This is a genomic window from Streptomyces sp. NPDC003300 (assembly GCF_040610915.1).
Taxonomy (GTDB): domain Bacteria; phylum Actinomycetota; class Actinomycetes; order Streptomycetales; family Streptomycetaceae; genus Actinacidiphila.
Genome location: NZ_JBEXNE010000017.1, coordinates 85910 through 112040, shown reverse-complemented (window position 1 = coordinate 112040; position 26131 = coordinate 85910). Strand labels below are relative to the sequence as shown.

The following is a 26131-nucleotide window of genomic DNA, read 5'->3' as shown; positions in this document are numbered from 1 at the left end:
GGAATGGCTGTCGACTGGTGATGGGGACGATCATGGCGATTGAGGACAGCACATCTCTGGGGCTGCTCACCCCCTCGACCAGCCTGCGCGAGCGGGTCGAGGAGGCGATCGCCGCGGCCATCGTCTCCGGTCAGATGCCCGCGGGCGAGGTGTTCTCCGCGCCGACCCTCGCCGCCCGCTTCGGCGTCTCGGCCACCCCGGTCCGCGAGGCCATGCTCAACCTCGCCAAGCGCGGCATGGTCGAGATCCTGCGCAACAAGGGCTTCCGCGTCACCGCCGTGAGCGAGGACGATCTGCGCGCGATCGTCGACGTCCGCCAACTGCTCGAAGCCCCGGCGGTCCGCCGCCTGTCGGGCCGGCTCACCCCCACCGACCTGGCCCATCTGCGCGGCCTCGCCGAGGAGATCGTGCGCGGCGCCCGTGACGGCGACCTCGCCCGCTACCTCCAGGCCGACACGACCTTCCACCTCACCCTGCTCAAGCTCGTCGGCAACACGCGGCTGCACGACATCGTCGCCGACCTCCGCGCCCAGACCCGCCTCACCGGCCTCGCCGACCTGGTCGCCACCGAAGAACTCCAGGCATCCGCCCGCGAGCACCTGGAGATGCTCGACCTCCTCGAAGCGGGCTCCGCCGACGCGTGCGAAGACCTCATGGTCCGCCACATCGGCCACGTCCTCGGCTGGTGGTCCGGCCACACCGAAGCCTGACCCCTTCCCCCTAGCCGAGCAGGGCGGCGAGGGTCGCCGACAGCGAAGCCGCGCTCAGGGGCTCGTCGCGGGTGAGTCCGTGGAGGAGAGCGCCGTCGAGGTACGTGACGGCCGCTCGCGCGGCTCGCGGGGTGGCGTACGCGGTGAGGATGTCGGTGAGGCCGTCGGCCCAGACACGGGCGGCGGGGCGGAGTTCGGGGCGGTAGGCGGCGGCGAGATAGAGCTGCATCTCGGTCAGGGCGCGGGGACGGTCGGCGAGATACGCGGCGGTCAGCTCGGCCAGCGCGGCCGGAATGTCGGCGCTGTCGTGGAGAGCCGTCTCCCAGGCGCGCAGTTCCTGCGCCGAGAGGTCGGCGGCGTAGCGGAGCGCGGCGGCGGTGAGGTCGTCCAGGCTCGCGAAGTAGTACGTGGTCGCGCCGAGCGGCACCCCGGCGCGCGCGGCGACGAGGCGGTGCGTGACGGCGTCCACCCCGGACTCGGCGATGACCTGGCACGCGGCCTCGGTGATCCGCCGCCGACGCCCCTCGGGATCGCGCCGCCCGGTCAATGCGCACCGCTGAGGTTCAGCACCGCGACCCCGGCGACCACCAGGGCCACCCCGAGCACCTTCACCGCCGTGACCGGCTCGCCCAGGAAGAGCGCCCCGATGATGACGATCAGCGTCGTCCCCAGCCCCGACCACACGGCGTACCCCACACTGACCTGCAATCCCTTCTGCACGGCCACCGCCAGGGCGACGAACGCGCCCGCGTACGCGACCAGGCACACCACCGTCGGCCACAGCCGGGTGAACCCCTCGGTGCTCTTGAGCAGGCTGGTGCCCAGCACCTCCGCCACGATGGCCAGACCGAGCAATACGTACGGCACGCCGGACGCCTCCCGAGTAGTACGGATGTACAAGTACAAACGTACTACTCGGTGGTCTCACGTCGTGGCCCGGGCGCCGGCGAGAAGACGCGCGAACGGCGGGACAGAGGTCGGCGAGAGCCGCCCTGAGGGCCGCTCACGGCGAGGACCGCTCCGGGTCCGGACGGGCGGTGACGGGAGGTCAGGGCCGGGGAGCGCGGTCCAGGCGTACGCGGAGGGTCGCGGCGAAGTCCTCGGCGCGCGCCAACTGGACGCGCAGATCGTGGATCTTCTGGACGGCGGCCTGCTCGTAGGCCCTGACGCGCTCCAGCAGCGCGTCGCGCTCGGCGCCCGGAGCGAGGTCCGCCGCGTCGAGCCGGTCCGTGGCGTCGAGGAGGTCGCGCATCTCCTCCAGGGTGAAGCCGAGCGGCTTCATCCGGCGGATGACCATGAGGCGGGCGACGTCGGTCTCGGTGTAGAGCCGGAAACCGCCCTGGGACCGGGCGGAGGGGGTGACCAGTCCGGCCTCCTCGTAGTGCCGGATCGTCCGCAGGGACAGCTCGGTTCGTTCGGCGACCTCGCCGATCTGCATGTGTGTGCTGCCCACGACCGTCTTCTCGGCCCCTTCTCGTCGCGGGACGCCGCCCCGGTGGTGAACCGCCGCGTCCCGTGCGGCCCTGAACCCATCTCTACCCTAACGTTAGGGTAGAGTCGCTGCTGTTGAGGACGACGTGCGTCGTTCCCCAACGGTGCGCGGCTCCGTCGTGTCCGCCCACCGCCGTGTCGGGGCCGACGACGCCCCCGCTCATTTCGCGAGCAGGAGAGACGAAGCGTGCGCATGCCACAGCCGTACGCCGCCTGCTGCCCGCCGTGACATCACCAGCGTACTGAGTCGCCTCCGCCAACTGCCGTGCGGCTCGGCCGCGCTCCCGGACGTCCGCCCGCGCCGACGGGCGATCCGCGCACCGCCGTCCCGGCCCTGCGCCCCACGACCGCGCTGCCCCGACCGGCCGCGCCCGAGCACGACAGGTCACCCCGGTGTTGCCGACCTCCTTCCCGTTCCCGTCCGCGCGCCTGCGCGCTCTGCCCCCGCCCCCGTGGCTGTCCCCGAAGGTCTTCCGCGTCGAGGTCCTGGCCGGTCTGGTCGTCGGACTCGCGCTGATCCCGGAGGCGATCTCGTTCTCCGTCATCGCGGGCGTCGACCCGAAGGTCGGCCTGTTCGCCGCCTGCACCATGGCGATGGTCATCGCGTTCGTCGGCGGCCGGCCCGCGATGATCTCCGCCTCCACCGGCGCGGTCGCGCTCGTCGTCGCTCCCGTGGCCCGCCAGCACGGGCTCGGCTACCTCATCGCCACGGTGATCCTCGCCGGGATCATCCAGATCGCGCTGGGCGCGCTCGGCGTGGCCACGCTCATGCGGTTCGTACCGCGCGCGGTGATGGTCGGCTTCGTCAACGCGCTCGGCATCCTGCTGTTCGCCGCGCAGATCCCCAACCTCCACGACGTGCCCTGGCAGGTCTATCCGCTGGTCGCGGCCGGTCTGGCGATGATGGTGTTCTTCCCCCGGCTGACCAGGGCGGTGCCCGCGCCGCTGGTCTCGATCGTGATCCTCACCGTGGTCACCGTCGCCGCCGGTATCGCGGTGCCCACCGTCGGGGACAAGGGCAAACTGCCCTCCTCGCTGCCGGTGCCAGGACTGCCGGACGTGCCCTTCACCGTCCACACCCTGACCGTCATCGCCCCCTACGCGCTGGCGATGGCGCTGGTGGGGCTGATGGAGTCGCTGATGACCGCCAAGCTCGTGGACGAGATGACCGACACCCACTCCAACAAGACCCGTGAGTCCATCGGGCAGGGCGTCGCCAACATCGTCACCGGCTTCTTCGGCGGCATGGGCGGCTGCGCGATGATCGGCCAGACGATGATCAACGTCAAGAACGGCGCGCGGACCCGCCTGTCCACCTTCCTGGCCGGGTTCTTCCTGCTCATCTTGTGCATCGTGCTCGGCCCGGTCGTCTCCCACATCCCCATGGCCGCCCTCGTGGCCGTCATGGTCCTGGTCTCGGTCGGCACGTTCGACTGGCACTCGATCAAGCCCGCCACCCTCAAACGGATGCCGGTCGGGGAGACCGTGGTGATGGCCGTGACCGTCGCGGTCGTCGTCGCGACCAGCAATCTGTCCATCGGCGTCGTCGTCGGCACGATCACCGCCATGGTGATCTTCGCCCGCCGCGTCGCGCGCTTCACCGAGGTCACCGCCGTCACCGACCCGGACGGCGACAGCGTCGTCTACGCCGTGACCGGCGAGCTCTTCTTCGCCTCCGCCAACGACCTGGTGACCCGCTTCGACTACGCCGCCGACCCCCGTACCGTCGTCATCGACCTGACCGACGCGCACATCTGGGACGCCTCCTCCGTCGCGGCCCTGGACACGGTCACCGCCAAGTACGCCGCCCGCGGCAAGAGCGTGGAGATCGTCGGCCTCAACCGGGCCAGCGCCCAGATGCACGGCAATCTCACCGGTGAACTCACCAGCACGTGACACGCGTGTCCGGGGCGGCCGACCTCAGCGGCGGTCGCCCCGGACGGGTCACCACCCGCCGGCGAAGAAGTCGGCCAGCGCCTGCGGTGAGTGCGCCGCGCTGCTGGCGTTCGCGAAGGCGATGACGAGCACGATGAGCGTCATCGCCGCGCCGGCGGCGACGCCGAACGTCATCGTGCGCTTCGACCGGGCGTCGGCCGCCGCCCTGGACCGCCTCCACAGCAGGACGCATCCGACCGCCGCCGCGAGCGCGACGAGCGCGGCCATGGCGGCCAGGACGGCGTGGTAGACGGCGAAGTCGTTGACCATGACGGTGAGCGCGGGGGAGTGCTGACCGGCGGGATAGTCGGCGAGCTGCCTGCGTACGTCGGTCAGGGTTCCGTCGAGTGCGCGGTCCGTGCCGCCCCCAGTCAGCATGGGAAGCAGCGAGGCGAACGGCGCCGCCGCACCCTGCACGTTGGCCACCAGCGCCACCAGGGCGAAGAGCCCGAGGAGCGTGACGACGGCCCCGGGCGCCACGACGGACAGGCGTCCCACACGCCCGCCGGTCCGCTGCCTGGCCTGGCGCCACAGGACGACGCCCAGCGCCACGACGGTGGCGAGGAGCAGCGCCGAGACACCGGCTTTCACCACGTGAAAGCGGAACCAGAAGCTCACCGTCGCGTCCAGTTGGCCCGGAAAGCCCTCCCTGCCCGAGCCCCAGTAGGCGACCATCCCGCGGCGGAACGTGTGGCTGACGTTCCCCGTGTTGACCGAACTGCGGGCGAGCGCGTTCGGCGCGATGAAGAAGGCGACCAGAAGCGCCCCGGTCAAGGCGGTCAGCGCCCCGGCCTGCCGTCGCGGCGTGGCGGTCAAGCGGGGCAGAAGTCCCAAGCTGTTCATGTAGATCTTCCCGAGTAGGAGCGAGCGCCGTTCCGCGCGAGGTCCGGGAGCCGCGTCTCCTCCGCGATCCCCGCAACCGGAAGCTATCGAGACCGCGCCCCGCCGGTCTGTGGGGCCAGCCTCCAACTCGGGGTGGGGTTAACCCCCTTCCGCGGGCGGCGCGGACGTCTCCCCGGTGCGCGTGCGTACATGGCGACGCCGAACTGCGGTGCGCCAGGCCCGCGTTGGCTCCACGCGTCAGACGCCCCGCGCCCCCCGACGCGCTCCCACCCGGCCGCGAACTCCCCCCGCACAGCGGCGCGCCCCGGCCCCGGGCCCATCACACACCCCGCACGCCTCCGCGGCACCGGCGGCTCCGCCGCATCTCGGAGCCGTCACCATCCGTGACCACTCGTGCTTTACCGGAATGTGATCCGCATGTCTGGATCTGTTCGCCGATTGGTCGCTACAGTAAGCGCATCGAATTAATCTCAGCCTGAGAGGAATTGTGGCAACTACCTCGCTACCCCGAGCGTCCAACCGCAGCGCGGTCCTGGCGGCGCTGCTCTCGGGTGCCCAGATGGACCGTCAGCAGTTGATCGCGACCACCGGCCTGAGCCGGGCGACCGTGTTCCGGATCGTCGACGACCTGATGGAGGACCGGCTCGTCCACGAGGGCGAAAGACTGGTGCGCGAAGGCCCCGGCAGACAGTCCACCGCGGTCGGTTTCAACGCCGACTCGGCTCTGGTCTGCGGAATCGACCTCGGCGGCACCAACTGCCGGGTCGTGGTCGCCGACGCGCTGGGCCGCGCGGTGATCAGGAGCCGGGACGCGACTCCGCGCGGCGCGACCGACGAGGAGCTGGCCCGGTGGGTGGCCGACCGGGTCACCGGCCTGGTCACCCGGTACCGGGAGGACGCGCCTTTGCGGGCGGTCACGATCGGCCTGCCCGGTGTGGTCAGCGGCGACGGCACGACCGTCCTCGCGTCGCACAATCTCGGCCAGATCAAGGGCACCGCTTTCATCGACGCGGTCTCCGACTTCGTCGGAGTTCCGCTTACTGTCGGTAACGACTCCAATGTCGCCATGCTCGGTGAGCTCCAGTACGGATCGCTCCCCGACCGGGAGACCGCGGTCCTGCTGGCGATGGGCACCGGCCTCGGCTCCGCGGTCTCGATCGACGGGCGCGTCCTGCTCGGCGAGCAGGGGCTGCTGGGCGAGTTCGGACGGCTCCCGCTGCCCGGCCGCGCCGAGCGGCTGCGCGATCTGCTATCCGGCGCGGACCTGGTCGCGTACGCCGCCACCCGCGGCGTTCAGGTCCGCGGCGCCCAGGAACTGTTCGCCGACCCGGTGACGTACGCCGATCTCCTCGCCGAGGTGCACGCCTCGCTCGCCCACCTCGTGTCGATCGTCGCGCTCGCCTACGAGCCGAAGACCGTGGTGCTGACCGGCGGATTCTCCGAGTCGTTCGGCGCCGACGCGCTCACGGCCATCAGCGACCAGGTCGCGGAGACCGTCGGGGTGCGCAGCGCGGTCAGGCACTCCGACCTGGGCGACTCCGCGGGGCTCCTCGGCGCCATGGCGTCCTCCCTCGACCGGCACTACACGTCGCTCGGCATCAGCGCCGAGCACATCGCGGGCATCGACGTCGACCGGCACCTGGTGCTCGAACGGCTCGGCGCGTGCCCCACAACCAGCACCACGCAGGGCGACCAGCCCACCCCAGCAGCAGAAAGGTGAGAAGGATGAACCGTGCACGGTGGCGGTACGCGGTCACGTCGGTCCCGGTCATGGCGCTCGCGCTGACGGCCTGTGGCGGCAGCGGCGGCGCGGACGCCGCTTCCGACGGCAAGCTGACGGTCTGGATGATGACCGGCGGCCCCGGTGACAACGCGCTCATCAAGGACGTCAACGCCGCGTTCGCCAAGCAGCACCCCGACATGAAGGTCGACGTCCAGATCCAGCAGTGGGACGGCATCGCCACGAAGATCACCACGGCGCTGGCCAGCGGGAATCCGCCGGACATCGTGGAGATGGGCAATACGCAGACCCCGCTTCAGACGTACTCCGGCGGCCTCGCCGACCTCACCGCCGAGAAGGCCGGCTTCGAGAACTCGGCGAAGTGGCTGGCGGGGCTGTCCGGCCCGTCCCAGTACGACGGCAAGCTCTACGCCACACCGCTCTACGGCGGCACGAAGGTCGTCATGTACAACAAGAAGCTCTTCGCCGACGCGGGCATCCAGCAGCCGCCCACGACGGTCGCCGAGCTCCAGGAGAACTGCGGGAAGCTGGCGGCGGCCAACAAGAAGACGGCGAATTTCTCCGGCTTCTACCTGCCGGGCCAGTACTGGTTCAACGGCATGCCGTTCCTGTTCGGCAAGGGCGGCACCATCGCCACGCAGAAGGACGGCAGCTGGAAGGCCGAGATGTCCTCACCGGCCAACCAGGCGGGCCTCGCCGCGTGGCGCACCTTCCAGAACACCTGCTCCACCAAGTCCTCGGTCGGCGTCAACACCGACAGCCCCGACCAGGACCAGCTCTTCGCCGACGGCAAGGCCGCGATGGTCTACGTCAAGGCGTGGGAGCCCGCGGCGGTCCTGGAGAAGAACCCCGCGCTCAAGGACGACATCGGCTTCTTCGCGATGCCGGGCTACACCGCGGACAAGACCATGCCGGTGATCGTGTCCGGCTCGACCATCGGCATCGCGGCGAACAGCCCCGACAAGAAGGCCGCCCAGGACTGGCTGCGGATCATCACCGGCAAGCAGTTCCAGCAGAAGATGGCGCTCACCCTCAATCTGCTGCCGATCTCGCCGGACTTCACCCCGACCGGTGTTCCCGAGCAGTTGACCGTCGCGTCGAAGGCGGCGGAGATCAGCCAGCCGCTGCCGGGCAGTCCGGGCGAGGCGACGCTGGAGACCGAGCGGTACAACGAGCAGTTCTTCTCGAAGATCGCGGGCGGCGCCGATATCGCCAAGGCGTCCGCCGACTACGACAAGCACGCCACCGACGCATTCAACTCGCTCCACTAGGACCTCGGGGAACCCGATGGCAATGACCGAAAAGCGGAGCGCCCGGCGCGCTCCGACCGGTGTCCGCCCCCGGCCGCAGGCCCGGGGCGGCGCCGCCCGGCGGCGTCTGCTGCCGTGGGCGATGATCGCCCCCGCGGCTGTCGCGCTGCTGTTGATCCAGGGGTATCCCCTGCTCCGCCTGCTGGTGCTGTCCACGCAGGATTTCGGCCCCCGGTCGCTGTTCACCGGGCACGCCGATTTCGTGGGCGTCGACAATTTCACCCACCTGTTCTCCGACGCGGACTTCCGCTCGGTCCTGCTGCGCACGGTGGTCTTCACCGTGGTGTGCGTGGCACTGCTGATGGTGCTCGGATTCCTGATCGCGCATCTGCTGACCGGCGTCTCGGCGTGGGCCCGCGTGGTCACGACCGTGTCGCTGGTCCTGGTGTGGGCGATGCCGATGGTCGCGGCGACGCTGGTGTGGCAGTGGATGTACCAGCCGCAGTACGGGGTCGCGAACTGGCTGCTCACCAAGGTGCGGGTCTTCGGAGACCTCACCGCGTACGACTGGTTCTCCCACCCCCACCAGGCGCTCGGGCTCGTCATCCTGCTCACGGTCTGGAAGGGCCTGCCGTTCGTCGCGCTGACGCTCTTCGCGGCGCGCGGCCAGATATCCGAGTCGCTGTACGAGGCGGCGCGCCTGGACGGTGCGGGGACGCTACAGACATTCCGGCACATCACGATTCCGGTACTGCGGCCGGTGCTGGCGATCCTGACCCTGCTGGAGGTCATCTGGTCGGTGAATTCGTTCACCCCGATCTGGGTGCTGACGCAGGGCGGGCCCGACGGGCAGACCACGACGCTCGGGGTGTACGCGTACATCACCGCCTTCAGCCGCAACGACTACGGCAGCGGCGCGACGATCGCGGTGGTGACCGTACTGATCCTCGCCGTGTTCTCCGTCGCCTACGTCCGCAGGACGGCGAAGCAGGGAGACGACCAGGGAGAGACGGCATGAGTATGCGCATGACCCCCGCGCGGCGCCGCCGCAGCGTCAACAACACGATCGCCGTGGTGATCTCCGCGGTGATGCTCTTCCCCGTCTACTGGATGGTGGCCACCGCGCTGAAGCCGCGCGGGAAGATCCTCAGCGCGGTGCCGCAGTTCATTCCCTGGCCGATCAGCCTGGGCAACTTCCAACGCGCCCTGGCCAAACCGCACTTCTGGGTGTTCGTGCGCAATTCGCTGACGGTGACCCTGTCGTCGGTGGTGCTGTCGCTGGTCATCGCGCTGTTCGCGGCGATCGCCATAGCCCGTTTCCGGTTCGCGGGGCGGAAGGTGCTGCTGGCGATCCTCGTTCTGGTGCAGATGATTCCGGCGGCGGCCATGGTCATCCCGGTGTATCTGATGCTGCGTTCCATCAACGCGCTGGATTACGTACCCGGCCTGGTGCTGACGTACATGACGTTCGTGCTGCCGTTCACGATCTGGACGCTGCGCGGCTTCGTGGACGGGGTCCCGGTGGAACTGGAGGAGGCGGCGCTGGTCGACGGGTGCGGCCGGTTCCAGATGTACGTACGGGTGCTGCTGCCGCTGCTGATGCCGGGCATCGTCGCCACTTCCATCTTCGCGTTCGTCAACGCGTGGGACGACTATCTGTTCGCCTACGTGATCATGAAATCGCAGGGCAATTACACGCTCCCGGTGTGGCTGGTGTCGTTCAAGACGTCGGAGAGCGTCGATTACGGCGCGATGATCGCCGCCTCCACCATTTTCTCGCTGCCGGTCCTGGTCTTCTTCCTGCTGGTGCAGCGCCGTCTTGTCGGCGGTATGACCAGCGGCGCGGTCAAGGGATGACCCGCGTGCCGCGTTCCGGACCGGCTTTCGCTGTAGGGCTTACCGATCGAAGGAGTGAGGATTCCATGACCGAGCTGTCACGCCTTGCCCATGGCGTGCTGTTCCCCGCGCTGGGGCGCAAGACCGTGCCCCGGTGGGCCCGCGCCCGTGTCGAGGAGGGACTCGGCGGCTTCGTCCTGTTCGGCAAGGACATCGCCTCCGCCGAGCAGATCCGGCAGTTGACGTCCGACCTGCACGGCCTGCGTGAGCATGTGCTGCTGTCCGTCGACGAGGAGGGCGGTGACGTCAACCGGCTGGAGTCGTACGGGGGTACGTCGGTGCCCGGCAATCACGCGCTGGGGCGGCTGGACGATCCGGAGTCGACGCGTGAGGCGGCGTACCAGATCGGGCTGTCGCTGGTGGCGGCCGGCATCGACTGGGACCTGGCGCCCGCCGTCGACACGGCGGTCAATCCCCTGAGCCCGAACGGCATCCGCTGTTTCGGCGCGGACCGGACTCTGGTGGCCCGGCACGCCGCCGCGTGGGTGGAGGGTCTCCAGGCGGCGGGGGTGAGCGCGTGCGCCAAACACTTCCCCGGCCACGGGCTGAGCTCCACCGACGCCCACCTGGGCACGCCCACCGTCGACCTCTCCCGCCAGGAGCTGGTCGACCACTATCTGGACCCGTTCCGAGCGGCGATCGCGGCGGGCGTCGACAGCATCATGGTCTCCCACGTGCTGCTGACGCAGCTCGACACGGTGCCCGCCACGATCAGCCCGGCGGTTCTGACGGGTCTGCTGCGCGGTGAGCTCGGGTACGACGGGGTCGTGATCACCGACGCGCTGGAGATGCGCGGCATCAGCGATGTGGCGGGGCTGCCGGAGGCGTCGGTCCGGGCGATCGCGGCGGGCGCGGACGCGCTGTGCCTGGGCGCGTGGGCGTTCGGCGACGACGTGGACGCGGCAGCCGCGGCCCTGGTCGCGGCGGTCGAGGACGGCAGGCTCCCGGAGGAGCGGCTGCGCGAGGCCAACGCCCGTATCGCCAAGCTCGGCACGCGCCCCAGGGCGACCGGCGCCGTGCACGACGACGCGGTGGGCGCGCGGCTGGCGCGCGAGGTGGTCGAGGTCCACGGCGACCCGGTGCTGCGCGGCCGGAAGGTGATGGTGGTCCGGCTGGACCCGACGCATTCGCCCGCTCAGGGCGGTGCGTCGTGGGGGATCGCGGAGCCGTTGCGGGCGGCGGGTCTTGAGGTGGAGTCGGTGGCGGTGGCCGGTGACACGTACAACGCGGAGGGAGTGATCAGGGCCGAGATCGGCCTGTACCTGGACGAGTTCGGGCCGGACGCCGACGTCGTGCTGCTGGTCCGCAGCCCGCACCGCTTCCCCTGGCAGCGGCCGGTCCTGGACGAGGTCCTGGCCCGGTGGCCGGAGTGCGTCGTGGTCGACATGGGCGTGCCGGGCGACGACTTCGGCGGATTCCGCGGCTGGGTGCGGACGTTCGGCGCCTCCGGGGTGTGTGCGCGGGCTGCGGTGGACGTGCTGCTGGCTGCCGGGTGACCGGCGGCGGGCAGGTGCTGACCGGCGGGCGCTTCGTGCGGGCCGACGGCGGTGTGACACCGGGGTGGCTGCTGGTCCGCGACGGTCTGATCCATGCCATGGGCGAGGGCGGTCCGCCCCCGGTGCCGGAGCCGGTGGTGGATCTGCGGGGGCGGCTGGTCGTGCCGGGGTTCGTCGATCCGCACTGTCACGGCGGGGCGGGCCGTTCGGTCTACACCGGCAACGCCGACGACGTACGGATCGCCGCGGCCGGGCACCTAGCCCGCGGCACCACGTCGATGCTCGCGTCGGTGGCCAGCCTCGCCCTGCCCGCGATGGAGGCGGCGGCGCGCGCGGTCGCCTCGGTCATCGACGACGGATCCGCGCCCAACGTGGTGGGCATCCATTTCGAGGGCCCGTTCCTGTCGCCGGGCCGCCGCGGCGCGCAGAGCCCGGACGCGCTGCGGGCGCCGGACCGTGCGGTGGTCGAGCGGCTGCTGACCGCGGCCGGGGGCCATGCGGTGTCGATGACGGTGGCTCCGGAACTGCCCGGTGCGCTGGAGCTGATCAGGGAGTACGCCGATCGTCTCGTGATCAGCCTCGGCCACACCGAAGCGTCCGCGGCGGTCTTCGCGCGGGCGGCCGGTGCGGGCGCCCGCTCGGTGACCCATTTGTTCAACGCGATGCCCCCGCTGGACCACCGGCAACCGGGCCCCGTCGCGGCGGCGCTCCTGGACCCCCGGCTGTCCTGCGAGCTGATCGTCGACGGCCACCACCTGGCCGACGACACGGTGCGCCTGGCCCACCGCACGGCAGGCGCCGACCGCCTGCTCCTGGTCAGCGACGCGATGCCGGCGGCGGGCATGGGCGACGGCACGTACCGTTTCGCGGACCGTGAGGTGACGGTGTCGGGAGGCGCGGCCCGGCTGTGCGGCACGGACACTCTCGCGGGTTCGACGCTCTTCGTGTCCCGTGCGTTCGGCCGCTCGGTCACTACGGTGGGTCTGCCGCTCGCGGACGCCGTCCGCATGTCGTCCACCACCCCGGCCCGGCTGCTGGGCCTGTCCGACCGCGGCGCCCTGCGCCCGGGCCTGCGGGCGGACTTGGTGGAGCTGGACGCGTCCCTGTCCCCGTCCCGTGTCTGGCTGGGGGGCCGCCCGGTCCTGCCCGGCGGCGGCGCGGGGCGGTAGGGGAATGCAGTGCGTGGGCGCCCGGTGCCGGTCCGGGTGCCCGCGTGCTGGGTCCGATGAGTTCGCCGTCGCCGAACGGTCTACCCAGCGACACGACCGTTCTCGACAGGAGTGCCATGTCCACCATCCAGCCCGTGATCGTGACCGCGAACCAGGACGTTCTGCTCGGCTTCTATACGCAGTTGTTCGGCGCTGAGGAGATCTTCCGGGAGCCGGCGGAAGGCCCGGCCTTCTACCTCGGCTTGCGCATCGGCGACACCGACCTCGGGCTGGTGGCCAAGGCGGACCCGGGTACACCTGCGGCGCCGCGGATCCTGCTCAGCATCGGTGTCGCCGACGTCGAGGAGACGCTCGGGCGGGTGGAGGCGCTGGGCGGCTCGGTCCGCGGCGGCCCCACCGACATGCCGTGGGGACAACGTGTCGCCCACATCTCGGATCCTGACGGCAATCCGGTGAATCTCACCCAGCCGGTCCCGGCGTGCTGAGGCTGCTGTGGGGTGGGTCCTGGTGGTGGTTGTTGTCGTGTATTTGATTCGCGGTGGCTGGTGGTCTGTGCGGCGTCCCGTGGCTTCGTGATGCGGGGCGGTATCTGTGCGGGTCAGGGGGTGGGGCGGCCGGTGAGTGTGTCAGAGAGCCGGGCGGTGCGGTCCGCCCTGCGCCGCCACGACCCCGGGACAGCATTCTCCTGATGGAGAAAAGGGGCATGACAGCACTGATGTTCAAGGCCGCGTCGGCGTCGATCGGCGCGCTCGCTCCGGTGTGCGGGGCGTTCATCGTGGGTCCCGCACAGAGCGCTTCCGCCGCGGGCTGCGGGAGTTGGGGCAGCACCGGCACGGCCGGGGACATCGCGGGGGCCTGCACGCACGGGGAGGGATGCACCGCTGGGCAGCGGCAGGGTCCAGATCGGCGTCACCGTTGAGGACGCCGAGGGCGAGGGCAAGGGGGCCTGCGTGCAGTTCCGCGCCACGTATGCCGACGGTGGGACCCGGGATGAGTGGGTGTACGTCGCGGGGGCCGGCCACACCCTGGACAAGTCCTTCAGCTATGCCTTCAGCGTCCGCGACATCTGGGTCCGGGAGGGCCGGGCAACAACGGTAAGTGCACCCGGATGGCCGGGGGCGTACACACGGTCCGGCCCACGTAACAGGGGCCCGTTTCCCCGGTGGGCGCGGCAGCGTCGCCCGCCCGGATCTCACCGAGTGCCAGGGGCCGGACTCCGGGGCCTGGCACTCGCCGCCGTCACCCCGTACGCCGACCGTGACCTCGTCGCCCGGCAGGTCGCCCGCGAGGAGGAGAGGCTCGGCAGCGACGGGTCGGGCCAGCGTCCCGGACCGGCACCAGCGCTCCCACGGCACCGCCTGCTTCGTGGCTTTCCGGCTCCGGCAGGATGGGGGCATGCTCATTGTGATCGGCGGACTCCCCGGCACCGGCAAGACCACCCTGGCCCGGCTGGCTGCGGCGCGCATCGGCGCGGTCCACCTGCGTATCGACACCATCGAACAGGCCATCGTCCGCTCGGGGCTGGCACAGCACCCCGTCGGACCGGCGGGCTACGTCATCGGATACGCCCTGGCCGAGGAACATCTCCGGCAAGGACTGACCGTGATCGCGGAATCCGTGAACCCCATGGCGGTCACCCGCGACAGCTGGCAGAGCGCGGGGACCCGGGTGGCTGTCCCCGTCGTCGAAGTGGAAGTCATCTGCTCGGACCCTGCCGAGCACCGCGAGCGCGTGACCACACGATCGATCGACATCCCCGACCTGCCCCTGCCCGACTGGCAGCAGGTCCTCAACCGCGACTACGAGCCGTGGAACCGCGAACACCTCGTCATCGACACCGCCGGACAGGACCCGCAGCAGTCACTCGCCCTGCTCCTTCACCATCTTGATCGCTCCGGCGGCCGCTAACCGAGGCCACCGAAGGCTGACGCACCGCGCTATGTCATGACCGGCTCAGCAACGGGCTCCTACCTTGTTTTTTAACCAGTTCGCCGGGGTTTGGTGCCGACCTTGTGGTGGGCCGGTCGTTGGTATGCCTCGCTGCCGGTGAGGACTCGTCCCACGTCGTGGCGCGGCGAGCCATGCGGCCCACTGGGTCAGCCTGGGGTGCAGCCGGTCCCACGCCTGGGCGGCTGCCGTGCCGTGGTGCCGGGTGTCGGTGACGGCCTACTTCTGGCCCCAGGTGGCGGGGTCGCCGAAGACGAACTCCCCGCCGTGCTTGGGCAGCCGGTCGCCCTTCGGGTGTGCCCGGTAGAACTCCTCCCACGAGGGTGCCGGCCGACGCATCACCCGGTCCGAACGGGGTCGGCCCAGGACCTCGACCGGCAGACCGGACAGCGGGTAGGCGATGCGCGGCGCGTCTAGCCGGCGTCCGGAACGATCAGGATGTCCGGATCCCCTTCACCCGACTGACCTGCGGCGATGAGGCGATCGATGACCTCACGGACCTGGGCGGCGGTAGTGGCGGCAAGGTCGACGCCGGGGGGTGAGACGGACCGCGTCCAGGGGGGGCGGACCAGGAGGTGCGGCCGGTCTCCAGCGCGACGATGACCGAGTACGGCCAACCGGGCATCATCTGATGCTTCGCGCCGCCGCGGCCGTAGGTGTGGCAGAACGAGCGGTCCGGCACGGTGCCGGCGTCCGGCCGCAGCCACGGTCAAACGTCGACGGCCAGGACCAGCCGCCCGCCGGCCGCTCGCGGCAACGGCACCCCGGCCAGAGCCCGCAGCCGGGCGACATCGAGCCCGCCGCGGTTCAGCCCGGCGTAGAGGGAAGCGTGACCCCGGCGATGCTCCGGCGCCAGGGCGAGATCGATCAGCGACCGCACCGGCCCGTCGGTGCACAGCACCGCGTCGGCCAGGTCGAACAGCGCGTCGGCACGGGGGGGTCAGGCAGTCCTGGAAGTCCGTCCGGAACCGGGACAACCCAGCCAGGGACTCGACGCGGACAGCGTCGTGCAGCAGCCTCACCTCGCGGCCTTGGCATGATCGACAACGCACATGATCACACCAAGACTGCGCCGCTTTCCGGAAAAGGTGGAAACGCTCCTGGCGCTGGCAGGAGACAGTCAGGCACAGACCAGTGATGCGCGGATTCGAGCGATGCCGCGCAGGATCTCGTCCCGATTCTTCGCGCGCTTGATCCACGGTGGCAGACGGGCGACCAACGTCATCTTCTTCCCGGTGTCGTACCAGGGCGCTCGTTCGCGCAGCGACGCTTGGACGAAGCGCCGCAGCAAGTCGAGGTGTTCCAGGTCGTAGGCCCACAACCACCCGTGTCGAGTCTCAATTTGGAGCCACAACGGCACGCCGAAGTATGGATCCGTCGCTGGCGCGGCGGTGCCTCGGGAGAGGGCGACAGCACGGCCGTTCCACAGCCGTGACAAGCCGCAGCTACGGCAGACCAGACGCCTCGGCCTGAACAGGGTCCGACCTCCGCAGCCAGAGCTGTCGGCCGCTGGAATGACAAGGGCGGCTTTCGCGCAGCCAGGGCATCGCACCATGATCGAGCTAAGGAAGTCGTACTTGGTGCTGCGCGGATCTCGGAACCGACCGGAGGACGAGGCCATGCGGTGAGTATGCAACTGCCCACGGAGCTAGCGCACCCCGATTCGACGCCTCGTGTGCGACCCCCTGCCATCCCCGCCGAGAGCCACGCGAAGGTTGAACAACAAGCGTACGGCGAGTGTGGGCCGCCGCAGGTCGGGCTTCCTGGCTGTGGATTGACCGGGATCAAGGCACGGCGAGCCCGGAGGCGACAGTTCACGACACGCTAATTTTGCGGCACCCCAACAGCAGAGGAGAGCCCCGTGGGCAAGGTGGTCATGTACAGCTCGGTGTCGGTGGACGGCTTCGTCGCCGACGACAAAGACCAGCCCGGACGTTGTTCGACTGGCTGTCCAGCGGTGACGTCCCGCTGGACGAGAGCGGCGTGCTGACGGTGTCGCAGGCGTCCTACGACTACATCCGGCCGTACTGGGACCAGATCGGAGTCACCGTCGTCGGCCGCCACGTCTTCGACCTGACGGACGGCTGGGACGGGAAGCCGCCGAGCGGGATCGACCACATGGTCGTCGTGACCCACCGGCCGACGCCCGAGGGTTGGGACCCCGAGGCGCCCTTCCACTTCGTCGGTGGCGTCGAGGCAGCCGTGGCCAAGGCACAGGAGCTCGCGGGTGACCGCCTGGTCGAGGTCGCCGCCGGCGACGTCGGTGGCCAGGTGCTCGCCGCCGGCCTGGTCGACGAGGTCCGCATGGACGTCGTACCCGTCGTGTTCGGCTCCGGCAAGCGCTACTTCGGTTCGGCCCCCGCGCAGCACCTGTTGGAAGACCCTGACGTGGTAATCCAGGGCAACCGCGTCCTTCACCTGCGCTATCAGGTGCGCCGCTGACCGACCTGAGCCGACTCCGCGAAGAAGTCCACCGCGATCGAACACACACAGGGCGCCCCCTCGTGGCCAGACACAATGCGGTCCCCAATGCCGGGAGTTGAGTCTGTCGCCTCGTCCGGTGCCTGCGGCTGAATCTCTTGGGAGGGGGGGCTGTCTGCTGTGCGGAGGCGCGGTTTGTCCGAGGGAAGGGTGGTTCGCGGGGTCGTCGTCCGGCGCGGTGTATCTGCTCTGGGAGTCGTTGCGTGCCGAACTGGGTGTGCACGGGGCACTGTCCGTCGAACGACTCGGGGCCAAGGCGGCGGCGCTGTCCGGTGCCCGCGTGACCCTCCAGCAGGAACGACGGTGCCTGCAGGCCCGACACCCCGAGTGGCCGGCCGCTTCCCAAGGCGGATCCCGGCTGGCTGGTGGCCGGGGCATGGTATGCGCGCCCGGCCGCTGTCCGCTGTGTGGCCGTTGTGCGTTCCTTGTCGGGTTCTGCAGTGCGGGGCGGGTGCCCTTTGTCGGCGGATCGTCTGGGGCTGTGCGCGGAGTTGTTGGCCGGCGGGCTTGGGGTGCCAGGGCGTGCTGGGCGTGGGTGCCGGTGTCAGACCGGCCCGAGGGCCTCGTCGCGGGTCCTGAGGGTGTGGACGTCCTGCCCGGCGGCGTCGGCCACGCTGGCGATCTCCCCGCGGGGCGCAGGGGGCAGCGTGGTGGGTAGACCGTTTCGATGGTGCCGGAGCGGATCTTGCCGTCCACCGGGTTGACGTTGCTGCCGTGGAGGGTGACGGAGTCCTGCGGTGCGTCCTTCCCCGTGGTTTCCCGGGGGTTCGCCAGCGGTTTGGGGGTCAGGTGCGGGGGCATCCGGCCGCTATGGCCGATGAGACGACTGGAACACCCGCCGAAGACCACCTCCTCCTCAGCGTCGACACCAACGGTGACGGAAAACCCGACGTATGGATGACCGACACCACCGGTGACGGCAAGCCCGACCTCTACCAGTTCGACACGACCGGTGACGGCGCGGTGGACGTGACCATCGTTGAAGAGCCCGGTGCGGGGGAAGCGGGACGCACCGTCATCGAAGGCGACGGAGGCCACCCCGTCTCTTCCTGACTGTCGTGCCTGCCCCGCCCCCTGTGTTCCCGGGGGCGGGGCAGGCTGGTGTGATGCGGGGTGCGGGGTCTGCCTCGTGCTGCGCGTGGTCGCTCTGGCCGCCCGGAGGCGGCAGGCCGGTCACCCGTGCGGCCTTCCTCCTGGGCCGCGACCCCAGCGGTCTGCGCCGCTCCCTTGCCGAACTTCGTCGAGTTTCTGCTGCCGCGCCGCCGTCACCGACGCGCGGGGGTGCGGGCGCGGACGGCCTGCCGTGCCCTGCTTGTTCGGGCCATGTCTGGTACGCGGCTCGCGGTGGGCTGCTGTCCTGCTCCGGGCTGTGTCCGGTATGCGGCTGCCCCTGTGTCGTGGGCGCCCCGCGGCAAGGATGTCGCCGTGCGCCGGGTGTGCGAGGTGCGCCGGGACGGGGCGACAGCGCGGGGTGAAGATGGCCGCGTCGTCGGGCGGCGGGTCGATCCGCCGGATCGCCGGCCGCCTGCCCCCCGGGAACCTGGGCCGCCCGGTGCGCGCGGGCCTGCGGGGTGCCGCGGGGCGGCGGCTTCGGCGCATCGCCTCCGGGGGCTTCCGGGAGGTCTGCTTCAGGGGTCCGCGGTCCGCCGCGCGGCGGACCCTGAGGCACAGTCCACAGGCATCGGTTCCGTCGGGCTCGGCTTCCAGCAGCCAGCCCGTGTGGGCCATCGGCTGCCGGGCCCGCACGGGCGCGGCGTGTTGTCTCCGGGGGGGGGCGGGGCGGGACGTACCTGTCGGCGTATGACACGACGCACACGAACAGTCACAACGGTGGGCCTGGCCGCGGCCGTCTGCGCGATGACGGCCGGGGCTGGCCTCGCACCGGCGCACGCCGGGACAGCGCCGGGGACGGCCGGGGACCGGGGTCTCGTGGGCTCGATGGGTGACAGCTTCATCTCGGGTGAGGCGGGGCGCTGGCAGGGCAACAGCACCGCGGTGACCGGCAGCCGGAACGGCACCGACCGGGCCTACCGGAACGGGGCCTACCTGCCCGCGCTGGTGTACGGGGCAAGCTACGCCGACCACTGCAACCGTTCCGACTCGGCGGAGATCGACAATGCGCCGTTCACCGACGGCGCCCCCGAACGCGTCAACCTCGCCTGCTCCGGCGCCCTGGCCAGGGCCGTGTACGCGAAGGGGGACGGCGGAGAGCGGTTCAAGGGCGAGGAGCCGCAGGCGGACCAGTTGCGCGCGGTGGCCGCCGGGCACCGGGTGAGGCTGATCGCGTTGTCCGTCGGCGGCAACGACATCGGCTTCTCGGACGTCATCCTCGCGTGCGCCAAGGAGTTCCTGAAGCCGGGCAGCAGCCACACCTGCGCCGCCGCCCAGCAGAAGGCGGTGGAAGGCCGCTTCGCCCGGATGCGCGAGGAGGCCGGCAGAGCCGTGGACAGCATCCGTGCGGTGATGCGCCAGGCGGGACAGCAGGACGGCTCCTACCGGCTCGTCCTGCAGTCCTACCCCTCCCCGCTGCCCGACGCCGCCCGGAACCGGTACCCGGCCAGGGGCTACAAGCGCTTCACCACGGGCGGCTGCCCGTTCTCCGACACCGACCTCGACTGGGCGCACGACACCCTGGTGCCCGAGATGACCGCGGAACTCGCACAGGTGGCCACCGCGCGGCACACCGAATTCCTCGACCTGTCAGCGGCCTTCCAGGGCAGGGAGGTCTGTGCCGACCAGGCCCGCCAGGCGACCGCGGGCGAACCGCCCGCCCCCGCCGCCAGTGAGTGGGTCCGCTTCCTGGTCACCGGGCTCGCACAGGGCGAGCGCCAGGAGAGCCTGCACCCGGACTTCTAGGGCCAGCTCGCCCTGGGCCTCTGCCTGGCCCTGGCCGCCGGCGAACAGCAGAGCGAAGGACACTTCCGCTGCGCCGACACCGCCGGCAAGGGCCCCGAAACGATGACGCTCGCACACGAGTAGCACACCGCCCGGGCGGCAGCTGTCAGCCGGCCGGTGACGAGCGGGGCCGCACGGCCGGCAGGACCCCGCCGCCGCCGACGCCGCCGGCCAGGTCCGCCCCGCGGCCGGCGGCCCCTGGAGTTCCTGCGGCCGGCCTCCGCACCCGGCGGCCGCCGCGGCCCGGCCCTTCCCCAGGTCCGGCGTCAGCGCCGACGCCGGCCTCCTTGACGCCGGACTCCTGCCGGACGTCAAAAGCGCTGCGGCACCGCACCCGACGGCAGACTCTTCCGCGCAGCACGCGGCGGACGCGTCCGCTCCACCGAATACTGCGGCATCTGGCAAGACGCCTGACAGGACACACTGCACGCACAGGATGTAGAAAGCCTTTTTGCCGAGGTCCACTACTGCCTACGCCACGCGGGCATCTCTTCGTGGATCACCGCCGGGATCCCACCCGCCGAAGCCGCCCGGCGTGCCGGGCACAGCCACACCGTTCTCTACCGCGTCTACGCCAAACCGCTCCAGGGCTACCAGCAAGAGGCCAACCAGCTCATCGCAGCCGCTATGCATGAGATTCAACGGTGAATCGTGGATGCGCGGATGTACTAGCGCCCGCGCACACGGCCGCAATCATGATGACGAACCGCGAGCACATCCGCCCGTTGCCCATCCGCCTGGTCGGGTGTGGCGACGGCAATGGTGAGCGCTGTGGGCAGTGAAGATCTCCAGTACGTAGCTGAGGGACTGCGCAACGCTGCCGACGGTCTCGGCATGAGGCCATCGGCGTGAGGCGCGATGAATGAACGTGGCGCGTGCCATGCTGACCGACGAGGGCCTTCTTGCGGGGCGGGAGCCCAAGCAAGGATCCGGTCGGCAGGTTCCTCTTGGCGTCCTTGTCAGGACGCCAAGAGGAACCCACGGGTACGAGGTCCGGTTCGACGACGCGGTCAGAGCAGGACGGAGTACATGTTCCAGCCGGTGCCGACCTGGACCCGGCGCGCGTAGGGCGCCTTGGGGTCGCCGGTGCCGCGGTAGTACCAGAGTTTCCCTGCGGAATCGGCGGCCAGCAGATCGGGGTGTCCGTCGCCGGTCATGTCGCCGACGCCGACGATGCGGCTGTAGGTGTTCCAGCCGGGACCGACCTGCGTGCGGCGCGTGTACGGATCCGTGGTCCTGCCGGTGCCGCCGTAGTACCAGAGGGTTCCGTTGTGGTCGCGGGCGATGAGGTCGGGGTGTCCGTCGCCGTTGACGTCACCTGCGCCGACGATGGTGGTGTAGGTGTTCCAGCCGGGTCCGACCAGGGTCCGGCGTGCGAAGGGCGCCTTGGCATCGCCCGTGCTGCGGTAGTACCAGAGGGTTCCGTTGTGGTCGCGGGCGATGAGGTCGGGGTGTCCGTCGCCGTTGACGTCTCCCGCGCCGACGATGGTGGTGTAGGTGTTCCAGCCGGAGCCGACGCGCGTGCGTGCCGAGAACGGGCCGCCGGACTTGCCGGTGCCCCGGTAGTACCAGAGCACGCCGTCGTGGTCGCGTGCCACCAGGTCTCCGGTACCGGCCGCGGTCAGCGAGCCAAGCGGGGCGATCGTGGTGTAGGTGTTCCAGCCGGGGCCGACCCGCGTCCTGGGCCCGAGCTTGCCGGGAGCGGCCGGGTCGGGAGTGGCCTGGTACTGCCACAGGGTCCCGGCGCTGTCACGGCCGTAGAAGGCGGCGCGGTGGCCGGCGGGGACCGTGTCGGCCGTCAGCGTCAGGCGGGTGGCCGCACTGTCGTAGGGGCGGCCGTCGGCGCCGATGGTCTCAAGACGGCCGTCGAGCGTACCGGCGGGCAGCCCCCAGTCACTGGTGACTTCCAGGCGCTCCAGAAGCTCGCCGTCCGCCGTGGCGTCCCACTGATGGGCCGGCAGTTGCAGCGTGAGGGATCCGTCGTCGGTGATGCTCCAGGAGGCGGTGCGGAAGGCTGTGCCGTCGGTGGCGTAGGCGACGTGCAGTCCGGCCGCGAGTTGCCGGGCAGTGTATCCGGCGGCGGTGATCGCGTCGGCAGGCAGTGTCCATCGCGTCGACGAGGCGGCCGGAGCCGTACCAACCCGTCGTGTCCGTACGGTTGCCGTCGTCGCCCGGGTGTCGCCGGTCGCGATCGGGACGGCGGCTCCCCACGGCACCTGCGTGCCGCTCGCGGACGTCCAGGAGGCCGAGAGGTGGGGTTGGGCGATGAAGATGCCGCCGTTGGTGGCGATCGTGCTGTGTGCGACGACCTTGCCGTCGGAGCCGGCGATGATGGAGCCGGTCACCGGGATCGCCTCCGCGATCGGGTATCCGGCCGACACGTGGAGATGCACCGTTCCCGCTTGGAGCGGTGCGCCGGGAATGCCGTTGTGATCGCTGTCGGTGTCGCCGATCGTGACGGTCGCCGCGAGGCCGGGCCGCCGCACCACGGGTACGGCGTTGCCCGTGTCGTCGGTGACGCGGAGCTGATCGAGCCCGGAGTCCTGCAGGTCCAGGCGTATGTAGGCATCCGCGGCCGGAGGTGCGGTCACGGTGACGTCCAGATCGCCCGGCTCTCCGTACATGGCGATGTGCGCGTCACCGACGGCGATCGCCGGTCCGGAAGGCGGTGCGTCCGCCGCGGCGACGGGCGGAAGGCTCACGGCGGTGCCCGCAGCCAGAGCCACGGCGGCCGCAGCCGCTACGCGTCGGTGAGAGACGTGCTTCACGTGCGATTCCTTGAGGTGGAGGGGCGGGCCGCGGTGCGGCCCGCCGCGAAAGGAGTGCGGACTTCGGGTCAGGCGATTTGCTGGAAGCCGTTCCAGCCGGCGGTGCCGACCGCGGTGCCGGAGCCCTGGATGCCGGAGTAGAAGTAGAGCTTGCCGTCTCCTCCGGAGGACCAGACGTCGGGCTTGCCGTCCCCGTCGGCGTCCGGGGCCGCGGTGAGCAGCGGGCGGTTGGCCGGCGTCCAGTTGGTGCCGATCACGGTCGGAGCCGAACCGAGCCCGTCGCCGTTCGTTCCGGTGCCGTTGTAGAACCGCAGGTCACCGTTGGCCTTGCTGCGGGCGACGAGGTCGACGTGGCCGTCGCCGACACGGTCCCCGGGCGCGGTCAGGTCGAAGCCGGACCAGCTGCCGTTGCCGACCAGGACGGGCGGAGTGGTCTCGTCGAGGTAGAAGGAGTCGGACCCGAAGTAGAGCCAGAGCAGGTCGCCTTCCTTCACGAGCAGGTCGGTGTGCGGAGGCACGTCGATGGTGCCGTCGCCGTCGGTGTCCAGCCCGCCGTCGACGTCGCCGATCGCGAGGATCTGGTCGGCGTCGGAGAAGTGGTCGTTGGCCGGGTCGTAGACGCTGAGCTGCTGTTCGTCGTAGAGGCAGGACTGGGACTGTCCGTCGGCCTGTTCGTCCCTGGCGGTGCAGGCGTAGCCGAATCCGTTGTTGGGGAAGACCTCCAGCGACTTTCCGTCGGTACCGGGAAGGAGAGCGACGAGGTCCTCGTAGCCGTCGGCGGTCCAGTCACCGCGGTGGGTGATGGAGGCGCCGTTGAAGTCGGTGGCCCCTCCGGCGGTGTACGGGGCGAGGAAGCCGCTGCCCTGGCCCGCGTAGAAGCGCAGATCGCCGTCGGTGGTGACGCCGTACATGTCGGAGGTGCCGTCGCCGTTGAGGTCGCCTGCCTTGTCCGGGGTGGCCGGGCCGTTGGCGTAGAAGCGGTAGGAGAAGGTGTCCGACCTGTTGCCGCCCTTGTCCAGGCTGCGCACGGCCAGCGTGTGGGCGCCGGCGGCGGGCGGTGTCAGCTTGATGTCGACCGAGCCGCCCGCGGTCTTGGGTGCGGCGTTGCGGACCGTCGGGTCCCAGTCGGTCCAGTACTCGTAACTGGCGACGTCCGCGATCCCACCGCTGCTGAGGGTGAAGGTGCCTTCGGTGCGGGACCGGCCGGTGGTGGCAGGCCAGCCGTCCACGGCTTCGGGAAATTGCTGGGAGTCCGCACTGGGCGGGTTGCTGGGCCGGGCGGCGTCGAACGTGAAGTGGCAGTTGGTGCTCCACGGTCCGCTCAGCGAACTGTCCTCGGCGCTGGCGCGCCAGCTGAAGTTGCCCGCCCCGGTGATGCCGTCGTCCTTGAGCAGCTTGGTCAGGGTGGCCTTGGGGATGAGGAGCCTGGCGCTCTTGCCCGAGGTCACGCTGACCGTCGTGTTGACCTCGTTGGTGGCGCCGCCGTGACCGGTGGGCCACAGGTTGAAGTGCGCCTTGATGGTGCCTCCGTCAGGGTCGGAGAAGGTGCCGCCGAGCGTCACATCGGTGTTGCCGATGGTCGTGTACGTGCTGTTGGCCCCGCAGTCGTTGCCGGAGGACGGGTTGGTGTAGAGGCCGGACGGCTTGCCGGGGTAGGTGTTGTAGTCGGTGGAGAGCACCGCGGTGCTCGCCGTGAACTTCTTCCACGCGTACACGTCGGTCTCACTCGTGGCCCGCATGCCGAGCGTGATGTTCGGCCAGTGCTTGGTGGCGGCTTCCTTGGCCGCGGCGGTGACGTCGTAGGCGAGATTGCCGGCGGGGCAGGAGGAGTTGTAGCCGTGGGAGTCCGTGCTGGTGGACAGCTTGGTGGACCACGACGGCTGGTTGTTCCAGCTGGTCGACGAGGAGATCGATCCCGTCAGCCACGTCTCCGCCTTCGCGTCGTTGCACGACCATGACCACGAGTTCTTGATCCGGAAGGTGGACTTGGTGATCGCCTTGTTGGTGTTCCAGAGGTTGTTGGAGTCCATCCGGAAGAACGAGCGGGCCAGGCCGTTGGTCTCGTTCTCGTAGCCGACCCGGGCGTCGCCGGTGGAGGAACCGCTGCCGCCCCAGCCGGCACCGTTGTAGAACGTGCCCGTCGGGTACTTCTTGTACGCGATCGTCCACGCCTCTTTGGAGCCGCCGATCGTGGGGTCGATGTAGACGGGGTACGTGACGTCGTCGCCGGTCAGCAGGGACTGGTCGGGCGTCAACGTCACCGTGGAGGACGTGACGTCGATCGGGACGGCCGCCTGCTGCGAGCCGTGGCCGGGCTCGAACTCGTCGGTGGGGACGGCGGGTCCGGGCGTGTCCTGCGCAGACGCGGCGAGCCGGGACCGCTGTCCGGCCGAGGGCGCGGCCGCCGGTGCGGTGGTGCTGTCCCACATGCGCGGGACGGGCGCGGTGAAGACCTCCTGCCCTGCAGGGTTGACCGCCCGCAGATTGCCGGTGGCGTCGGTGCTGACGTCGACGCCGTCGGAGGCCAGCTTGAGTCTGAGCGTCTTCAGCGCCGGATCGGCCGCCGCATCCGCCGACTTGACCACGAGCAGCTCGCCGAAGCCCGATGTCCCGGCACGCACCTTCAGGTCCACGCCCGGCAGCACCTCCGGGTACGTGGCGCTGTCGCCGTTGACCGTTGGCGCGGGCAGGGCCGTGGGCCAGGACAGCGACATGCTGCGGCCGTCCCGGGTGATGGTGGCCAGCGGAGCGGTGCCGCCGCCGGAGAACTCCAGACCGACTGCGGTCGCCGCGGGCGCGATCCGGCCGTCCGTACCGCGGTGCAGCGTCGTGTCGATGTCGACCAGCTTGTTGCCCTGACGGACGCGCTGCTCGGTCGCGTACTGGTCGCGCGTGAACGTCCCGTCCGGATTGGCGAACAGCTGTGCCGTCTCGGTGCGTTCCGAGAGCACCTCGGCCCGCTGCCCGGTCTCGGCGGCACGGGCGACGGCCTCGGACACCTCATCGGTCGTCCCGGTCCCCCCGGTGGCCGTGGATGACGTGCTGTCAATTGCCTGAGCGGGTAGGGCAGTTGCCGCCGGAGACAGCACGGCGGCCACCACGAGAGCGGCGAGTGGAATTCGCCACCTTCCTGTGCGCATCGCTCCCCTTCGATACTTCAAACCAGGATCCTTTCAGTTGCCACGTGAAGCACGGATCGTCGTGTGGCATCGGAGAAAACCGCGCGGTCGCCCGCGTTCGGAGGCGGGTCTGCGCGTGCATTGAGTATGCACATGGATCAAGCCAGTCCGGACCGCCCGTGGAGTCCTTCTGGTCATCTGTGCAGCTCACGATGGCGGAGCAAGTTGGGCATAGGCGTCCATTAACGCCGGTAAGCGGTGAAGCCTGTCAAATATTCAAATTCTTGTGCTATGGGAATCGAAGCGAAGAATTCGCGGTCGGCCTGATTCTTTGGCGGCTCTTTGCGGGTGCTAATGTCAGCCGAATCGTCAACGCTGCGTGAGCCCTTG

The 26131-nt window shown here is 70.4% G+C and carries 19 protein-coding genes and 2 pseudogenes; 13 read left to right on the top strand and 8 right to left on the bottom strand.

The genetic code is table 11. The features are described 5' to 3' along the window. The first annotated feature begins 32 nt into the window (after window positions 1–32). Complete coding sequence (locus ABZX65_RS23980) at window positions 33–710, top strand: GntR family transcriptional regulator (RefSeq protein WP_355343494.1); 678 nt, start codon at window positions 33–35, stop codon at window positions 708–710. A 10-nt stretch (window positions 711–720) separates the two neighbouring features. Here ABZX65_RS23980 and ABZX65_RS23975 read toward each other — a convergent pair whose 3' ends face one another. The 3 genes from ABZX65_RS23975 to ABZX65_RS23965 all read right to left on the bottom strand — a co-directional run bounded on the left by ABZX65_RS23975 (window position 721) and on the right by ABZX65_RS23965 (window position 2163). Then, a complete protein-coding gene (locus ABZX65_RS23975; protein WP_355343491.1) occupies window positions 721–1257 on the bottom strand; it encodes a TetR family transcriptional regulator in 537 nt (178 codons plus the stop codon). Further along, window positions 1254–1577, bottom strand: a complete 324-nt coding sequence (locus ABZX65_RS23970; protein WP_188282846.1) for a multidrug efflux SMR transporter — start codon at window positions 1575–1577, stop codon at window positions 1254–1256. Before ABZX65_RS23970 ends, ABZX65_RS23975 begins: the two co-directional genes overlap by 4 nt. A gap of 181 nt (window positions 1578–1758) precedes the next feature. Then, entirely contained in the window at window positions 1759–2163 is a 405-nt protein-coding gene (locus tag ABZX65_RS23965) for a MerR family transcriptional regulator (protein WP_355343487.1), read from the bottom strand. A gap of 431 nt (window positions 2164–2594) precedes the next feature. Here ABZX65_RS23965 and ABZX65_RS23960 point away from each other — a divergent pair, with 431 nt between their 5' ends. Then, the gene (locus ABZX65_RS23960) at window positions 2595–4097 is read left to right on the top strand and encodes a SulP family inorganic anion transporter (RefSeq protein ID WP_355343484.1); all 1503 of its coding nucleotides are present in this window, start codon (window positions 2595–2597) and stop codon (window positions 4095–4097) included. A gap of 48 nt (window positions 4098–4145) precedes the next feature. Here the strand turns inward: ABZX65_RS23960 and ABZX65_RS23955 are convergent, their stop codons facing one another. Next, complete coding sequence (locus ABZX65_RS23955) at window positions 4146–4979, bottom strand: tat (twin-arginine translocation) pathway signal sequence (RefSeq protein WP_355343481.1); 834 nt, start codon at window positions 4977–4979, stop codon at window positions 4146–4148. Window positions 4980–5466: 487 nt separating this feature from the next. Between ABZX65_RS23955 and ABZX65_RS23950 the strand changes: the two genes are divergently transcribed. The 8 genes from ABZX65_RS23950 (at window position 5467) to ABZX65_RS23915 (ending at window position 14439) form a co-directional block, all read left to right on the top strand. Next, window positions 5467–6699 carry an ROK family protein gene (locus tag ABZX65_RS23950; RefSeq protein ID WP_355343478.1) on the top strand — a complete coding sequence of 411 codons (1233 nt, stop codon included), beginning with the start codon at window positions 5467–5469 and terminating at the stop codon, window positions 6697–6699. Between the two features lie 5 nt (window positions 6700–6704). Then, window positions 6705–7991, top strand: coding sequence for an extracellular solute-binding protein (locus tag ABZX65_RS23945; protein ID WP_355343475.1), 1287 nt, complete (start codon window positions 6705–6707; stop codon window positions 7989–7991). 16 nt (window positions 7992–8007) lie between these two features. Beyond that, window positions 8008–8988: a sugar ABC transporter permease gene (locus ABZX65_RS23940; RefSeq protein ID WP_355343472.1), complete on the top strand. Its 981-nt coding sequence runs from the start codon at window positions 8008–8010 to the stop codon at window positions 8986–8988. Next, complete coding sequence (locus ABZX65_RS23935; RefSeq protein WP_355343469.1) at window positions 8985–9827, top strand: carbohydrate ABC transporter permease; 843 nt, start codon at window positions 8985–8987, stop codon at window positions 9825–9827. The genes ABZX65_RS23940 and ABZX65_RS23935 overlap by 4 nt, the downstream gene beginning before the upstream one ends. A gap of 65 nt (window positions 9828–9892) precedes the next feature. After that, on the top strand, window positions 9893–11362 hold the full coding sequence (locus ABZX65_RS23930) for a glycoside hydrolase family 3 N-terminal domain-containing protein (protein WP_355343465.1): 1470 nt from the start codon (window positions 9893–9895) through the stop codon (window positions 11360–11362). After that, on the top strand, window positions 11359–12531 hold the full coding sequence (nagA, locus tag ABZX65_RS23925; protein ID WP_355343462.1) for an N-acetylglucosamine-6-phosphate deacetylase: 1173 nt from the start codon (window positions 11359–11361) through the stop codon (window positions 12529–12531). Before ABZX65_RS23930 ends, nagA begins: the two co-directional genes overlap by 4 nt. Before the next feature lie 116 nt (window positions 12532–12647). Next, window positions 12648–13016, top strand: coding sequence for a VOC family protein (locus ABZX65_RS23920; protein WP_355343459.1), 369 nt, complete (start codon window positions 12648–12650; stop codon window positions 13014–13016). A gap of 910 nt (window positions 13017–13926) precedes the next feature. Further along, window positions 13927–14439: an AAA family ATPase gene (locus ABZX65_RS23915; protein ID WP_355343456.1), complete on the top strand. Its 513-nt coding sequence runs from the start codon at window positions 13927–13929 to the stop codon at window positions 14437–14439. A gap of 168 nt (window positions 14440–14607) precedes the next feature. Here the strand turns inward: ABZX65_RS23915 and ABZX65_RS23910 are convergent. Further along, window positions 14608–15491 (bottom strand): annotated as a pseudogene (locus tag ABZX65_RS23910) (transposase); the annotation flags it as partial. Window positions 15492–15598: 107 nt separating this feature from the next. Then, window positions 15599–16099, bottom strand: a complete 501-nt coding sequence (locus ABZX65_RS23905) for a hypothetical protein (protein WP_355343453.1) — start codon at window positions 16097–16099, stop codon at window positions 15599–15601. Window positions 16100–16339: 240 nt separating this feature from the next. Between ABZX65_RS23905 and ABZX65_RS23900 the strand changes: the two are divergent. From ABZX65_RS23900 to ABZX65_RS23890, 3 genes and pseudogenes are all read left to right on the top strand, one after another. Beyond that, window positions 16340–16920, top strand: a pseudogene (locus ABZX65_RS23900) (dihydrofolate reductase family protein). A gap of 849 nt (window positions 16921–17769) precedes the next feature. Further along, window positions 17770–18012, top strand: a complete 243-nt coding sequence (locus ABZX65_RS23895; RefSeq protein WP_355343450.1) for a hypothetical protein — start codon at window positions 17770–17772, stop codon at window positions 18010–18012. An 885-nt stretch (window positions 18013–18897) separates the two neighbouring features. Beyond that, a complete protein-coding gene (locus ABZX65_RS23890; protein ID WP_355343447.1) occupies window positions 18898–19815 on the top strand; it encodes a hypothetical protein in 918 nt (305 codons plus the stop codon). A gap of 1049 nt (window positions 19816–20864) precedes the next feature. Here ABZX65_RS23890 and ABZX65_RS23885 read toward each other — a convergent pair. Both ABZX65_RS23885 and ABZX65_RS23880 read right to left on the bottom strand, forming a co-directional pair. After that, a complete protein-coding gene (locus ABZX65_RS23885; protein WP_355343444.1) occupies window positions 20865–22556 on the bottom strand; it encodes a VCBS repeat-containing protein in 1692 nt (563 codons plus the stop codon). Window positions 22557–22690: 134 nt separating this feature from the next. After that, the gene (locus tag ABZX65_RS23880) at window positions 22691–25621 is read right to left on the bottom strand and encodes a VCBS repeat-containing protein (protein ID WP_355343441.1); all 2931 of its coding nucleotides are present in this window, start codon (window positions 25619–25621) and stop codon (window positions 22691–22693) included. Between the last annotated feature and the right edge of the window lie 510 nt (window positions 25622–26131).